We start from the raw sequence: 14,768 nt of genomic DNA on the forward strand, positions 1-14,768 counted from the left end.
GATGCGTTGGGCGGCCTGCGCCGGATCAGTGCGACGGCTGGACGGGGGCGGTCAGCGGCAGGACGGCGATGTCGCCCTTCTCGTCCAGGGTCCGCTCGGTGCTGGCGTAGCTCTGGTTCAGCTCCCGCTGCAGGACCTCGCGGTCGCAGGCGCCCTCCCAGATCGAGACGACGATGCTGGCGACGCAGTTGCTGATGATGCTGGTCAGGGCGCGGGCCTCGGACATGAAGCGGTCGATGCCGACGAGCAGGGCGACGCCCGCCACGGGAAGGTCCGGCATCACCGTCAGCGTGGCGACCAGGGCGACGAAGCCGCTGCCGGTGACGCCGGCCGCCCCCTTCGAGGTCAGCAGCATGACGCCGAGCATGGCGAAGATCTGGCCACCCGACAGGTGGATGTCGCAGGCCTGGGCGATGAACAGGGAGGCCAGCGTCAGGTAGATCGCCGTGCCGTCCAGGTTGAAGGAATAGCCCATGGGCAGCACCAGGCCGGAGACGCCCTTCTTGCAGCCCAGCGCCTCCAGCTTCTGCAGCACGCGCGGCAGGACCGGTTCGGAGGAGGAGGTGCCGAGCACGATCAGCAGTTCCTCGCGGAAGTAGCGCAGCACCTTCCACAGGCTGAAGCCGTGCAGCCGCGCCAGCGTGCCGATGACCACCGTCAGGAAAACGCCGCAGGCGACGTAGAAGGTGAGGATCAGCAGGCCGAGCGAACCGATGCTGTCGATGCCGTACTTGCCGACGGTGAAGGCCATCGCGCCGAAGGCGCCGATCGGGGCCAGCTTCATGATGAAGCCGAAGGCGGCAAACAGCACGTGGGAGAAGGATTCGATGCCCTGGACCACCGGTTCGCCGGCCTTGCCGACCCGCGTCAGCCCGAAGCCGACCAGGACGGAGATGAGCAGCACCGGCAGCACCTCGCCCTCGGCGAAGGCGCCGAAGAAGGAATGCGGGATGATGTGCAGCACGAAGTCGGTGAAGCCGACCGGGGCCGCCTGCTTGGCGTAGCGCGCCGCCACCGCGGGGTCGAGCGACGACGGCGAGACGTGCATGCCGACGCCGGGCTCGATGATCATGACCGCGGCCAGCCCGATGAGCAGCGCCGCAACCGTCAGCGCGTAGAACAGCGCCATCGACTTGACCAGCGTCTTGCCGATCTCGCGGGTGTCGTTGAGGCTGGTGATGCCGCTGACGATGGTGCAGAAGACGACCGGCGCGATCATCATCTTGACCAGCTTGACGAAGCCGTCGCCGAGCGGCTTCAGCGAGGCCCCGAGGTCCGGCCAGAAATGACCGGCCAGGATGCCCAGGGTCAGGCCGACGACGACCTGGAAATAGAGAGCTTTGTAAAAGGCCTTGGGCGTGGTCGGCGCCGGGGTTTGCTCTCCCGTTTGTAGGCGCATGGCGTTTCCTCCTCGGTGCGTTGTGGGTCAGGCGGCCATGGCGGCCCGCGGCGGGTCCAATGGCCGGGCGAACACGGTTCCTTCGAACAGGCGTCGTGACGTGCGCAGGATGCTGGCGGTGGGGGCGGATCGACCGGCTCCCGGATCGAGGTGGACGGTCAGCCGGCCGGCCGGGTGCTCGAAGGTGACGTCGCCGGGCAGGGCCAAATGTCCGGCCAGCGCGGAGGCCACGGTTCCCGGAATCGTGCAGGCGGTTGCGGTGGCGACGGCCCCGGTGATGGCCATCGCCCGGTGGCAGTCGTGCGGCATGAAATAGCGGACGGCCAGCGTGCCGCCGCGGGTCGGCGGCGCCAGCAGGACGGGCTTGGGGATCACCATGCCGGCGGCGTTGGCGAAGCCCATCCGGCGGCCGGCCTCAACGCGCAACGCCTCCAGCCGGGCCATGAAGCTCCGGTCGAGCCGGTAGCTGTCCATCGGCTCGTGCCCCGTCTTGCCGAGGTCGGCGGCGCGGACCAGCATCACCGGGATGGCGGCGTCGATGCAGGACACCTCGATCCCGCCGATTCCATCGACCCCGCCGATGCGGTCGAGCGGCGCCCCGGTGGGCAGCAGCCGGCCGGTGTTGGCGCCTGCCGCGTCGAGGAAGGCGAGATGGATGGGCGCCGCGGTGCCGGGCACGCCGTCGATGACGGCCTCGCCCTCGTAGGTCACGCGGGCGTCCGGGGTCTGGACGCGCGCCTCGATCAGCTTGCCGGTGTTGACGTTGTGGATGCGAACCACCGTCACGCCGTCCGTCGCTGGGACCAGCCCGGCCTCGATGGCGAAGGGGGCGACCGCGGCCAGCATGTTGCCGCAGTTGGGCGAGGTGTCGACGATCCCCTCCTGCACCCGAACCTGGGCGAACAGATAATCCACATCCGCGCCGGCGAGCGTGGCGGGACCGACGATTGCGACCTTGCTGGTCAAGGGATTGCCGCCGCCGATGCCGTCGATCCCCAGGTCGTTCCCCGCCCCCATGACGGAGAGCAGAAGGGCGTCACGCTCCGCCGGAGCGGCGGGCAGGTCGGAGGCCAGGAAGAAGGGCCCGCGGGAGGTCCCGCCGCGCATCATCACGCAGGGAATGCCGATCTGGCGGCTGGTCAGGTGGTTCATGGCGCTTGCTGTCTCTTGGTCTCGCCGTCGCGGCGAAGAAAGCCGATGAACCGATATTCCGACCTCGAACCGTATTTGTTAAATGCAATGATTCTGGATATTATTGCGTTTCACGCATCAATGAGCGCTGCCATGGGGAGTCGGGCATGAATTTCGAACTGGTCGATCTGAAAGCCTTCGTAGCCGTGGCCGAACTGGGCAGCTTCAACCGCGCCGCTGAATTGCTGAACCTTTCGCAGCCGGCGCTCAGCCGCCGCATCCAGAAGCTGGAGGACACGCTGGGCGTCGCCCTGTTCGAGCGCTCGACCCGCCATGTCGCCCTGACCATGGTCGGACGCGACTTCATCCCCAAGGTCCGGCGCTTCCTGGACGAGTTCGAATCATCGCTGCTGGGGATCAGCGACCTGGGGGCGCGGAGCGGCGGGCAGATCACCATCGCCTCGGTCCCGACGGCGGTGTTCTACTTCCTGCCGAACGCGATCAGCCGCTTCAGCGTCGCGTTCCCGCGCATCCGCATCCGCATCCTCGACCTCGGCGCCAACGAGGGGCTGGAGGCGGTGGCCCGCGGCGAGGCCGATTTCGGCATCAACTTCATCGGCACGTCGCACCCCGACATCGAGTTCACGCCGCTGGCCGAGGACCCGTTCGTCGTCGCCTGCCGGCACGATCATCCGCTGGCCTCCCAGGAAGCCGCCACGTGGGAGGAGTTGACCGCCCATCGGGTCATCACCGTGGGCCGGACCAGCGGCAACCGGGCGCTGATCGACAACGCCCTGGCGCAGCACGGCCTGAAGCTCAGCTGGTCCTACGAGATCACGCATCTCGCCAGTTCGCTCGGGCTCGTGGAGGCGGGTCTCGGCGTCGCTGTGCTGCCCAAGCTTGCCACCCCCGCCTCCGGCCACCCGATCATCCGGACCATCCCGCTGAGCCACCCGAGGATTTCCCGGACGATCGGCGTCGTCCGACGGCACGGCGCCATCCTCTCACCGATGGCGGCGCGCTTTCTGGAGGTGCTGCTCGGATCCTGGAAAGCGTGATGCTCTTGATAACCGTATCCGCCTTCAGTCGGCGAATGCGCCAACATGCCCGCTTTGGTTGATCGGTGGGTCGGCGAGATCGGTGTCGCCCCGGAGACCGGCAGGCCGCATCCCATGCGCCGGACGAAGGCGGCCCTGGCCTGCCGCCGAACCGGCATTCTGCGCGCTGTCCAGCGCAGCCCGGGGTTTGATGAAAGGCGTCTACAAGCTGTGCCGCCGTCGCAGGATGTCAGCCGCTCGCTCGCCCACGATCGCGCACGGCGCTTGCGTGTTGCCCGTCGTCACCCTCGGGAGGATCGAGCCGTCCGCGACGCGCAGCCGGTCGATGCCGTGAACCGCCAGCGACGCGTCGACGACCGACAGGTCATCCAAGCCCATCCGAGCCGTCCCGCATTGGTGCCAATAGGTTACCGCCGCGTCGCGGAGGAACTGATCGTCGACCACCGCTCCCACCCCGGGGATGGTCTCGCGCCGGACATAGGGCGCGAAAGCCGCATCGTTCCCGATCTCGCGGCACAGCCGAACGCAGGCCCGTGCCGTTTCCAGGTCCCGCGGATCGGACAGCATGTTGGGATCGACCAGGGGCGCCGCGGCCGGGTCCGCCGACTGCAGCCGCACCTCGCCACGGCTGTGGGGCTGCGCCAGGCCTGCGAACATCGTCCACCCGTGATCGGGGACGCCGCGCGCCGCCGTGCGCTCGCTGGGAACGGGGAACTCGACCTGGCAGAACAGAAGGTCCGGCGCCTCCAGTTCGTGACGGCTTTTCCAGTAGAGGGTCGCCTCGCTGCCGCTGGCGCGTGGAGCGATCGGCTGCCGATACTCCCAGGTGCAGCCGAACGACACATGATCCTGCAGGCCGCTGCCGACGCCGGGCAGGTGACGTACAACCGGAATGCCGTGCCGTTCCAGTTGGCTCCGGTCGCCGATCCCGGACAGCATGAGCAGCTTGGGCGTGTTGATGGCGCCGGTGGACAGGATGACCTCCGAGCCTGCCGTGAACGACAGAATCGCGCCGCCCCGCTCGACCTCGACGCCGGTCGCCGTCGTCCCGTCGAGGAGCACGCGGCGCACGAGCGCATCGGTCAGGATCGTGAGGTTCGGTCTGTCGGCCACAGGATGGACGTAGGCGCGGTAGAGCGAGTTGCGCCGTCCGTCCCGCACGAGCGTGTCGGCATAGGCCACGCCCCCCGCGGTTTCCATCATCCTGCCATTGGGGCTGTCGTAGCGCGGGATGCCGAGGGAGCCGGCCGCGCTGAGCAGAGCGTCGGCGATCGGGCTCGGGTTCTGTGCGGGCTGAACCCACACCGGCCCGGAACTGCCGCGGTAATGCGGGTCCGGCGCACCCTGCCAGTTTTCGATGCGTCGGTAGATGCCGAGAACCGCCTCATGGCTCCAGCCGGCATCGCCGGATTGTTCCGCAAAATAATCCCAGTCGGCGCGATGGCCCCGTGCCCACACCATGACATTGATGCTCGACCCGCCGCCGAGCCCCTTGCCCATGGACATGGGAAGCGCGCGGCCGTCCAGATGCGGGTTCGGTTCGGCCTGGAAGCCCCAGTCGCGTCGACTGCCGAGATTCGTGGGCCACAATGCCGGATTCAGCACCGCCTCATCCTCGTCGCTGCCCCCCGCTTCGATGAGGAGCACGGAGCAGTCGGCATTGTCAGCCAAGCGGCGCGCGATCACGGATCCCGACGCGCCGGCACCGCAGACGATGAAGTCATAAGCAGGCTTGAGGTTGGAGAGTCTTTGCGTCTGGTTGTCACGGATGCGTCGGTCGAACTCCTCGGAGCCGCCGGAGATGGGATGGTTCATGTCATGGACCTTTGGGTGAGCGAAGAGAGTGATCCGACGAAGCCGGCGTCTAGGGCGAAACCGTGCCCGACTGTTGGGCCGCCTCGTCGATCACCGTCGCGACGATTTCCGGCTGCGTGAAGTAGACGGCATGGCTGGCCGGGACGTTCGTGACCTTGGCGCCGATGCGTTTCGCCATGTCCTGGAGCATCCGCTGATCGAACGCCTTGTCCTGCGTCGCGATTACCGCCCAGCTGGGCTTGGTCCGCCAGGCGGCATGCCGGAGCTTCACGCCGAAGCTCGCCATATTGATCGGAACCTGCGACGCCTTCAGGAAATCGACGTCGGCCTTCGTCGCGTCCGCCGCAAAACCGGCAGCGAAATTGTCGGGCTTGACGAAGCCGAAGCCGTCCTCGCTCGTCTCGATGACGAACTCGGGCGGTGTCGTATAGCCGTCATATTGCTGCGCCGTGGTCTCGCCGGCGTCGGGCGACAGGGCGGACACATAGACCAGCCCGCGCACCTTGGGATGGACGCCGGCTTCGGTGATGACCGTGCCGCCCCAGCTGTGGCCGACCAGAACGGCGGGACCATCCTGCCTGTCGAGCGCGCGCTGTGTGGCCGCCACATCGTCTTCGAAAGAGGTGAGCGGATTCTGGACGATCGTGACCCGGTATCCGCGGGTGGTCAGGTCCTCATAGACCTTCCGCCATCCCGATCCGTCGGCAAAGGCGCCATGGACAAGGACGACATTCTTAACGGCCGCCTGATCGACCGAATGGCTGGTTGGCTGCGCCTGCAAAACCGACGGCGGCAGGGTGACGACCGACGCGGCCAGGATCAGGGCCTGAAGAGTGCTTTTCATGTTCGCCTCCATTAGTTGGCGATAATTATTATCGCGATATCCTTGTGTATCGCCGGCGGCTCCTCTTGTCCAGGGAAATTTATCGCGATATATGTCGACGGAAGATGCGCTGCGAAGGGAGCCAACTATGTCGGATGAGAACAACCCGCCGGTGCCATTGGAGGAGCAGCTCTGCTTCGCGATCTACTCGGCCGGCATCGCCATCCAGCGGGCCTACAAGCCGCTGCTGGACGCCCTTGGTCTCACCTATCCGCAGTATCTCGTCCTCAACGTCCTGTGGCGGGAAGATGGGCAAACGGTGGGGGGCATCGCCCAGCAACTTGCTCTTGAGTCCAGCACGCTGACGCCTCTGCTCAAACGCCTCGAGGCCGCGGAATTGATCCGTCGCACGCGCAACCCGACCAACGAGAGGCAGGTGATCGTGTCGCTGACGGCGAAAGGAGCGGATCTGCGCTCCAAGGCCGGCTGCCTGGGCGATGCTTTGCTCCGCGCCTCCGGGGAGTCACCCGCCGCCTTGGCAAAGCTCAACGGTGAGATCGCGCAACTGCGGGATTCCGTTTACGCGCATATCGGCGGATGGACGTCAGCCGACCCACAGTGATGGGAGACGCGCGCTCTCGCGCCGTCGGAGCCGTTCCGCCGGTCCCGATCCCGCCACACCTCGTCGCTCGGTGCCTGGAATCCACCCCGTGGCGCAGAGGAGCCGCCGCGCGTGTGGAATGGCCTTCTAGCGATGGGGCCCGGTCAACTCATGCCAGGCCACAGATAGACTGATCCTATTAACGTGCTGAAAAGGCTGAGTTGACTTGAATGGTCATGACCCGGCTTCCACAGTAGGATTGACCTAATTCCGGCACTTCCACAACAAGACCGGCCCGGCTCAGATCCTCGCTTTATGCGCCAACGCCTTAAGGGGCGTTTTCTGGAAAGGCGGAAGGGCGTCAGTTGGTACTCCAGGGATTGAGCAACGGAACACCCATTGGCTCAAAATCACGCACGTTGCGGGTCACCACGGTCAAGCGATGAACCAGCGCGGTGGCCGCGATCAGGCTGTCGCCCTGTGGTCGAGGGTCAGGAACGTGGAGCGTCGCGCAGCGCTGTGCCACCTCACCATTCACCGGCAGGATACGGCCCCTGAAGGCGGGTACCACCTGGGTGTCGATCCAGTTGCGCAGCACCGCCCCTTGAGCGGCGTCCCTGCGGCCGACCTGCCCGGCGCCCAACTCGATCTCGAACAGGGTGATGGCGGAGATGAACAGGTCGGCCGGCGGCACGCCGCCCGCCCAGGCGAGAAGGCCGGGGTTGGCCCGCGCCGGCCGCCGCAGTTCGGAAATGGCATTGGTGTCGAGCAGGAACATCAATCCAGCACCGCCGGTCGGGCGATGTCGCCGATGCGCGGCGGCTCGAAGTCGAAATCGGCCCCGGCGTCGCCCTGGCGCAGCAGCTCGACGATGGAGCCACCCTGTTCGCCCGACAGGCGCTGATAGGTGTCGTAACGCAGAAGCACGAAGGCCGGCTCGCCGCGATCGGTGACGATCACCGGGCCATCCTCGGCTGCTCGCTTCGCTTCGCTTGGGTTCTGATTGAACTCTCTGCTGGACATGATTCGGCCCATGCTATGCACCCCATGCACTACGATGATGCTACGATACTACATAAAGGCGGCGTGCGCCACTCGTAATGTAGGCACAAGCCTACAAGGCGGTGTCATCTGGATCAGCCGGACGTGCGGATGTGCCGCACGCGGCAGGTGGCGCGGGATGCTGGTGGAGCTCGGGTGGACCTGCGAGCGGCTGGTGCAAGAGACAGGGCTGAGCGAGGCGACGATCAATCGTGCCTGCCACTCACCGGCGCCCGAACAGCCGCTCGATGTCGGACAGCTTCAGCTCCACATAGGTGGGGCGGCCGTGGTTGCACTGGCCGCTGTGGGGGGTGGCTTCCATCTGGCGCAGCAGGGCGTTCATCTCCTCCACGCTCAAGCTGCGCCCGGCGCGGACGGAGCCGTGGCAGGCCATGGTGCCGCACACGTCCTCCAGCCGCTCCTTCAAGGACAGGGCGTCGCCCAACTCCGCCAACTCTTCGGCGAGGTCGCGGACGAGGCTCTTCACGTCGCTCTGCCCCAGCAGGGCCGGCACTTCGCGCACCAGGACACAGCCCGGACCGAAGCCCTCCACCGCCAGGCCTAGTTCCGCCAACTCCGCGGCGCGGCCCAGCAGGCGGTTGGCGGACGGCTCGTCCAACTCCACCAGCTCCGGGATCAGGAGGGCCTGCCGCTTGACGCCGCCCTCCAGAAGGGCGGTCTTCATCCGCTCATAGACCAGCCGCTCGTGGGCGGCGTGCTGGTCGACGATGACGATGCCCTCGGTGGTCTGGGCGACGATGTAGGTGTTGTGGACCTGGGCGCGGGCCGCACCCAGCGGGTGGCTGTCCAGCGGCGGAGCGGCTGCCGCCTGCGCCGAATAGTCGGGCGGGCGCGCGGCGGGCGCGGTCTGCCAGCCGGCGAGGCGGCCTTGCAAGGGGGGGAGCGGTGCCTGATGGGGCGCCTGGAAGGCGGTCGCCCGGTCGGCCAGCCCGCGCGGCACGACGGAGCCGTAGCCGCCGCCCCAGGACTGCGCCGGCTGGTGCCCCGGGCTGCGGTGGGGCAAGGGAGAGGGTGACGGAATGGTTCCGTCCGCGTCAACTTCGCTGCTCTCCGGGCGCAGCGCGCCCAGCGTCGCCAGCCCCACGGTGGTCGAGGCGCGGTGTCCGGCCTCGGCCAGCGCGTGCTTCAGCGCGCCGACAATCAGCCCGCGCACCAGCCCCTGGTCGCGGAAGCGCACCTCCGCCTTGGCGGGGTGGACGTTCACGTCCACCTCCTGCGGGTCGAGGTCGAGGAACAGCGCCAGCATGGGGTGGCGGTCGCGCGGCAGGAAATCGGCGTAGGCGGCCCGCACCGCGCCGACCATCAGCTTGTCCCGCACCGGGCGGCCGTTGACGAACAGATGCTGGTGGCGGGCCGTAGGGCGGTGCAGGGTGGGCAGGCCGATCCAGCCGGCGAGCGTCACCCCCTCGCGCGCCGCCTGCACCGGCACGGCGTTGTCCTGGAAATCGCGGCCCATCAGGGCGCCCAGCCGGGTCAGCCGGGCGTCGAGCAGGTCGCCCTGCGCCGCCGACAGGCGCAGCGTCGAGCGGTTGTCGCCGTCCAGCGTGAAGGCCACGCCGGGGTGGGCCATGGCGAGCCGTTCGATGCAGTCGCCGATGTGATCGAACTCGGTCCGGGCGGCCTTCAGGAACTTAAGCCGGGCGGGAACGGCGGCGAACAGGTCGCGCACCTCGACGCGGGTGCCCTGGGCCAGCGCGGCCGGCTGCGGCGCGCCCTTCAGGCCGGCGTCCACGGTCAGCGCCCAGGCGCTGTCGGCGCCGCGCGGGCGGCTGGTCAGGGTCAGGCGGCTGACCGCCCCGATGGAGGGCAGCGCCTCCCCGCGGAAACCCAGCGAGCGGATGTCCAGCAGGTCGTCGGATGGCAGTTTGGAGGTGGCGTGCCGCTCCACGGCGAGCGCCAGCTCGTCCGGCGCCATGCCGCAGCCGTCGTCGGTGATGGTGATGAGCGATTTGCCGCCGTCGCGCACCACCACGTCGATGCGGGTGGCCCCGGCATCGATGGCGTTCTCCACCAGTTCCTTGACGGCGGCGGCGGGCCGCTCGATCACCTCGCCGGCGGCGATGCGGTTGACGAGCGTGTCGGGCAACATGCGGATCGGCATGGCCCAAATATAGTAGGCTCACGCCGGGAATGCCACCACGAGCGGGGCATGCGCGGCGAACGGATGCGGTGGGCCTCAAGTCCCGTCGAACAGCCCCTTCAGCCCTTTCAGCAGGTTGGTGGCCATGCCGGTGGCGACGTCGTCCATGCCGACTGAGCGGACGGAGGCGAGGATCCGGGCATTCGGCCCCCTATCCCCGTCGGTCACCGCCCACAGGTTGGCGCCCTGGTCCGGCCGGGTGTCGGTGAGGCGTCCCAGCGATCCTCCCTTGATGGCGCCGAGCAACGCGCCGCTGCGGTCGCTTCCGTCCGTCAGCGAGATCATGCGCAGCGGGTCGTCCGTCTTGGTGGACCGGCCGGCGAGGCCAAGCCGGTCGAAGACGACCTGCAACTCCTTGCCGCTGTTGGGCATCCCGACGCCGATCACGCCGGTTTCGGCGTCGGCGTCCTCCGCGAACGGGTCCTTCGCCCCGGCGGCGCGCAGCGCGTCCGGCAGTTCGGGTTTGCTGAGGCCGTTCTTCGCCGCCAACCTGTCCAGCAGGCCATGTGCCGCGCCACCCAGGAAGATGGGCTGGTCCTCGGGCAGGTTGAGGGTCTGGCGCAGCATGCCCATCGCCTCCCGCATGTAGTCGGCCTGCTTGAGGTCATAGTCGCGGCGGGCGAGCATGGTCTCCATGCGCGCCGCCACCGGGTCTTTTACTGCCGCGGCGTCGGCCTTTGGGACAGTGAAGGAGATGGTCCCAGCCTCCATGGCCCGGACTGCATCGGTGGACAGGCTGACCGTATCCACCGTGCCGTTGCGGCCGATGTTTGGCGCGGTGGTGCCTAACGTGGCGGCAACAGTTGCCTTTGCCGGACCCGACTTGACGCCCGAGCCGAAAGCGGCGGGCGTGCCGCTGGTGACGTCGATGATGGACATGCGCGCTCCTCCCGCTTTTCGATGGCGCGGCCTTCGGGATGCATCCCGAGGTGGTGATTGATAATGCCGGGCGCGGGAGCGGTTGTCCATGCGGCGTAACTGTCCGGCCGGATGACAGGCGTCCGGTTCGGTCCTTCTTTACTCGGCAAGATCAGCCCAAATTCCCCGCATCGCCATCGGCGTGCCCCGAGCTGCCTTCTGTACGAGGTCCTGGTGGCCACCGGTTCGACCGGCGTCGTCATCCCCGCCGCGCTGCTGATGGCTGACGGTGGCACGTGGAAGGGGCTGGACGCGGGTATGGCGCGCCGGTCACCTTGCCATAAGCGGCGGCCGTCCTTGCTTGTGGACCGCCCCGCTTTTCCCCATCGCCGTGGCGAGGCGGGAAGGGCGGGGCGGTTCCAGTTCGGGGCGGTCACGCCGGGCCGGTCTTGTCGGCGGAGTGGCCGTCCTCCTGGGTCTCCGGCTCGGCGGGAGCAGCGGGGCAGCTGGCGCGGGACGGGCCGGTGACGACGTCGAAATCGAAATCGGACATGATGGGACCTCCGGTTCGTAAGGGAGGCCGCCGTGACCGTCAGGGGGATTTTGCGTGCACCGCGTGCTGAAAACACAAAAGCCGCCTCGGGTCGGGCGGCTTCGGGTGCATCGTGGGTGTGCGATACCTATGCCGCCGGAATGTACCAGCGGTACCAAAATCGCCCCAGAAGGGCGGGAGAGGTGAGGCGCACGGGGTTCATGGCCTGCACCCTACGCCGGATCGCCGCGCCGCACAAGGGTTTCCTGCGGGAGCGCCCCGCTGCGCTGACTCAACCGCCGTTCCGCCGCATGATCTCGGCCAAATGCGACGCCTGTTCCTGCACTATGCCAGCCACATCGTCTTCGCCCATGCCGCGGGCGGCGTCCGTGAGGCTGGACAGGGAGACCCCGGCCTCCTTCAGTTTGTTGCGTGCCGCTTCCTCTTCACCGCTGCGGATGAAAAAAGGGTCGCCCAATTTCATGATATAGGGCGAGATGATTCGGGTCTGTCGTAAATGGGCGGTCGCCCGGCTGTTGCCGTGGGGTTCCGCGCTGGGTTGGTCGGTGCCCGCGCCGGGTTCCACTCCGGAAAGGGCGCGCAGGATTTCGCTGTAGTCGGCGGAGCCGCCCTGGCCGTTCTTGTCCAATTCTCCCAGCTGCGCAACCAGTTCCTTGCGCCGGGCCAGCGTGTCGCCCGTCGCCTTCAGCATCTCATCCGCGGTGACAGTGGCGGCGCGGGCGAAGAGGCCGCGATTCTGGGATTCGAACATCCGGCCTCCGTTCATAAAGGCCGTGGACCGAGCCATTTTCAGGCTGCCCATCAGCGCGTTGTTCACGTCGTCGCCAGTGATCTTGCCGCTGTCCACGAGGCCGCTGAGCAGGGTGCGCTCGTTCTGCTTCAGCTTGTTGAACAGGTCCAGCGACGGTCCCTTCAGGCTTGCCGCCAGGGGGCTCAGGGACAGCGTGTCCTTGGCGCCCGTGACGGCAGCGGCCGTTGCTGCTCCGGAGGATCCGCTTCCGGCGCCTTGGCTCACCGACGTGGCTTTCGCAGCGGCAACGGCTGGGGCGCCAGCCAAAGGGGATGAAACATCCATTTGAGCATCCACCACGGTTAGAAAGACCCGCGGCGATGACTTTATGGTTGTTTTTCCCCTTTAGCAACAAAACCAGAAGGAAGGGCGATGCCGTTCAGCGGTGCTTGCGGTACCAGCCGATCAGCCCGTTGGTCGAGCTGTCGTGCCCCAGCGCGGCGGTCGGGCCGTTCTGGAGTTCGGGCAGGATCTTGCCGGCCAGCTGCTTGCCCAGCTCCACGCCCCACTGGTCGAAGCTGTTGATGCTCCACACGATGCCCTGGACGAACACCTTGTGCTCGTACAGCGCGATCAGGGCGCCCAGCGTGCGCGGGTCCAGCTTCTTGAACAGGATGCTGTTGGACGGCTTGTTGCCCTCGAACACGCGGTGGGGGACCAGCGGCTCGATGGCCTCGGCCGGCTTGCCGGACTTGGCCATCTCGGCGCGCACCTCGTCGGCGGTCTTGCCGCGCATCAGGGCTTCCGGCTGGGCGAAGAAGTTCGACAGCAGGATGCGGTGATGATCGCCGATGGGGTTGTGGGTTTCCGCCGGGGCCAGGAAATCGGCGGGGACCAGCTCCGTCCCCTGGTGGATGAGCTGGTAGAAGGCGTGCTGGCCGTTGGTGCCCGGTTCGCCGAAGACCACCGGGCCGGTGGCGTAGTCCACCCGCGCGCCCTGGCGGTCCACCGTCTTGCCGTTGCTCTCCATGTCCAACTGCTGGAGATAGGCGGGGAAGCGGTGCATGTACTGGTCGTAGGGCAGCACGGCGTGGGACTTGGCGCCCCAGAAATTGACGTACCAGACGCCCAGCATCGCCATCAGCACCGGCATGTTGCGCTCCAGCGGTGCGGTGCGGAAATGCTCGTCCATGGCGTGGGCGCCGTCCAGCAACTCATAGAAGCGGTCCATGCCGATGCCGAGCGCGATGGACAACCCGATCGCCGACCACAGGGAATAGCGCCCGCCGACCCAGTCCCAGAAGCCGAACATGTTGGCCGGGTCGATGCCGAACTTGCGCACCTCCGCCTCGTTGGTGGAGACGGCGACGAAATGCTTGGCGACATGGGCGGGGTCGCCGGCGCTCTCCAGGAACCAGCGCCGCGCGGTGTGGGCGTTGGTCAGCGTCTCCTGGGTGGTGAAGGTCTTGGACGCGATGACGAACAGGGTCGTCTCCGGGTCCAGCCATTCCAGCGTCTCGCTGATGTGGGTGCCGTCCACGTTGGAGACGAAATGCACGCCGATCTGCGGGTGCAGGTAGGGGGTCAGCGCCTCCGTCACCATCACCGGGCCGAGGTCGGACCCGCCGATGCCGATGTTGACGATGTCGGTGATCGGGTGGCCGGTGTAGCCGGTCCAGGCGCCGTCGCGGACCTGCCGGACGAAGCGCTCCATGCGGTGCAGGACGTCGTTCACCTCCGGCATCACGTCCTGGCCGTCCACCATGACCGGGCGGTCGGAGCGGTTGCGCAGCGCGGTGTGCAGGACGGCGCGGTCCTCGGTGATGTTGATCCGCTCCCCGGCGAACATGCGGTCACGCCAGCCCTCCACGTCCTGCTGGCGGGCGAGGTCGAGCAGCAGGGTCCGAGTTTCCTCGGTGATGCGATTCTTCGAATAATCGAACAGCAGGCCGCAGGCTTCCAGGGAGAAGCGGTTGAAGCGGTCGGCGTCGGCGGCGAACAGGTCGCGCATGTGGAGGGCCGAAACGTCCTGGCGATGACGGGCCAGGGCTTCCCAGGCGGGCGAACGGGTGAGCGCTGACATTGGGATTTTGCCTCCTTCTCGCGTGCGCGGAGCCTAGCATTGATCGATGCGCGGCGGGTACGCGCCAAAGCGGCGCATCCAACGTGCACAAAGGACTAGGTTGGGCGGACTATGCGGGGTGGTGGATGAAACCGGCAACCGCTGCCCTGTGTTCATTTCGGGACAGGAGGTGACCATGAGCGATCCGAGGAAACCCGAACAGAATCCGCCGGTTCCGGCGGCCCCGGTTCCAGAAGACGAGGAACGCCGCGAGGACGAGCGGCCCGATCAGGTGGGGATCATCCCCGGCAAGGTGCCGGGCCGCCCCGTGGACCCCGGCGACCCGCGCTTTCCGGGGAGCCAGCCGGACTTGGCGTAAGGGGCGTGGTCGCGGCGGGCCCCCCTCCCGACCTTCCCCCGCTTCGCAGGGGGAGGAGAAAAGCACTCCCCTGCGAAAGCTCTCGCGCAAACCAGAGGTTTGCGCTGACGCGGCAGGCGGACCTTTGGTCCGCCGAGAGCGGGGGAGGGTTGGGTGG

The 14,768-nt window shown here is 67.5% G+C and carries 13 protein-coding genes; 3 read left to right on the forward strand and 10 right to left on the reverse strand.

What is annotated here, in order from left to right; translation table 11 throughout:
* Positions 1–25: 25 nt before the first annotated feature.
* Together dctA and GBZ26_RS01085 are read right to left on the reverse strand one after the other, a co-directional pair.
* Complete coding sequence (dctA, locus tag GBZ26_RS01080; RefSeq protein WP_174437205.1) at positions 26–1,399, reverse strand: C4-dicarboxylate transporter DctA; 1,374 nt, start codon at positions 1,397–1,399, stop codon at positions 26–28.
* Positions 1,400–1,426: 27 nt separating this feature from the next.
* A complete protein-coding gene (locus GBZ26_RS01085) occupies positions 1,427–2,551 on the reverse strand; it encodes a 4-oxalomesaconate tautomerase (protein WP_174437206.1) in 1,125 nt (374 codons plus the stop codon).
* A gap of 146 nt (positions 2,552–2,697) precedes the next feature.
* On the opposite strand from GBZ26_RS01085, the gene GBZ26_RS01090 reads away from it, so the two are divergent.
* Positions 2,698–3,588 (forward strand): LysR family transcriptional regulator, encoded by an 891-nt coding sequence (locus GBZ26_RS01090; RefSeq protein WP_174437207.1) that lies wholly within the window; start codon positions 2,698–2,700, stop codon positions 3,586–3,588.
* A gap of 201 nt (positions 3,589–3,789) precedes the next feature.
* Here GBZ26_RS01090 and GBZ26_RS01095 read toward each other — a convergent pair whose 3' ends face one another.
* Both GBZ26_RS01095 and GBZ26_RS01100 read right to left on the reverse strand, forming a co-directional pair.
* Positions 3,790–5,403 carry a GMC family oxidoreductase gene (locus GBZ26_RS01095; RefSeq protein ID WP_174437208.1) on the reverse strand — a complete coding sequence of 538 codons (1,614 nt, stop codon included), beginning with the start codon at positions 5,401–5,403 and terminating at the stop codon, positions 3,790–3,792.
* A gap of 49 nt (positions 5,404–5,452) precedes the next feature.
* Positions 5,453–6,259: an alpha/beta fold hydrolase gene (locus GBZ26_RS01100; protein WP_174437209.1), complete on the reverse strand. Its 807-nt coding sequence runs from the start codon at positions 6,257–6,259 to the stop codon at positions 5,453–5,455.
* A gap of 115 nt (positions 6,260–6,374) precedes the next feature.
* Here GBZ26_RS01100 and GBZ26_RS01105 point away from each other — a divergent pair, with 115 nt between their 5' ends.
* Complete coding sequence (locus GBZ26_RS01105) at positions 6,375–6,848, forward strand: MarR family winged helix-turn-helix transcriptional regulator (RefSeq protein ID WP_174437210.1); 474 nt, start codon at positions 6,375–6,377, stop codon at positions 6,846–6,848.
* Between the two features lie 340 nt (positions 6,849–7,188).
* On the opposite strand, the gene GBZ26_RS01110 is transcribed toward GBZ26_RS01105, so the two are convergent.
* The 6 genes from GBZ26_RS01110 to pgi form a co-directional block, all read right to left on the reverse strand.
* Positions 7,189–7,605, reverse strand: coding sequence for a type II toxin-antitoxin system VapC family toxin (locus GBZ26_RS01110; protein ID WP_174437211.1), 417 nt, complete (start codon positions 7,603–7,605; stop codon positions 7,189–7,191).
* Positions 7,605–7,862: a type II toxin-antitoxin system prevent-host-death family antitoxin gene (locus GBZ26_RS01115; protein WP_174437212.1), complete on the reverse strand. Its 258-nt coding sequence runs from the start codon at positions 7,860–7,862 to the stop codon at positions 7,605–7,607. Before GBZ26_RS01115 ends, GBZ26_RS01110 begins: the two co-directional genes overlap by 1 nt.
* A gap of 229 nt (positions 7,863–8,091) precedes the next feature.
* On the reverse strand, positions 8,092–9,990 hold the full coding sequence (mutL, locus tag GBZ26_RS01120; RefSeq protein WP_174437213.1) for a DNA mismatch repair endonuclease MutL: 1,899 nt from the start codon (positions 9,988–9,990) through the stop codon (positions 8,092–8,094).
* Positions 9,991–10,065: 75 nt separating this feature from the next.
* On the reverse strand, positions 10,066–10,908 hold the full coding sequence (locus GBZ26_RS01125; protein ID WP_174437214.1) for a hypothetical protein: 843 nt from the start codon (positions 10,906–10,908) through the stop codon (positions 10,066–10,068).
* A gap of 803 nt (positions 10,909–11,711) precedes the next feature.
* Complete coding sequence (locus GBZ26_RS01130) at positions 11,712–12,515, reverse strand: hypothetical protein (protein ID WP_174437215.1); 804 nt, start codon at positions 12,513–12,515, stop codon at positions 11,712–11,714.
* A 94-nt stretch (positions 12,516–12,609) separates the two neighbouring features.
* The gene (gene pgi, locus GBZ26_RS01135; RefSeq protein ID WP_174437216.1) at positions 12,610–14,253 is read right to left on the reverse strand and encodes a glucose-6-phosphate isomerase; all 1,644 of its coding nucleotides are present in this window, start codon (positions 14,251–14,253) and stop codon (positions 12,610–12,612) included.
* Positions 14,254–14,428: 175 nt separating this feature from the next.
* On the opposite strand from pgi, the gene GBZ26_RS01140 reads away from it, so the two are divergent.
* Positions 14,429–14,611 (forward strand): hypothetical protein, encoded by a 183-nt coding sequence (locus GBZ26_RS01140; protein WP_174437217.1) that lies wholly within the window; start codon positions 14,429–14,431, stop codon positions 14,609–14,611.
* Positions 14,612–14,768 lie beyond the last annotated feature (157 nt).

Origin of the sequence: Azospirillum formosense (assembly GCF_013340925.1) — a bacterium.
Classification (GTDB): domain Bacteria; phylum Pseudomonadota; class Alphaproteobacteria; order Azospirillales; family Azospirillaceae; genus Azospirillum; species Azospirillum formosense.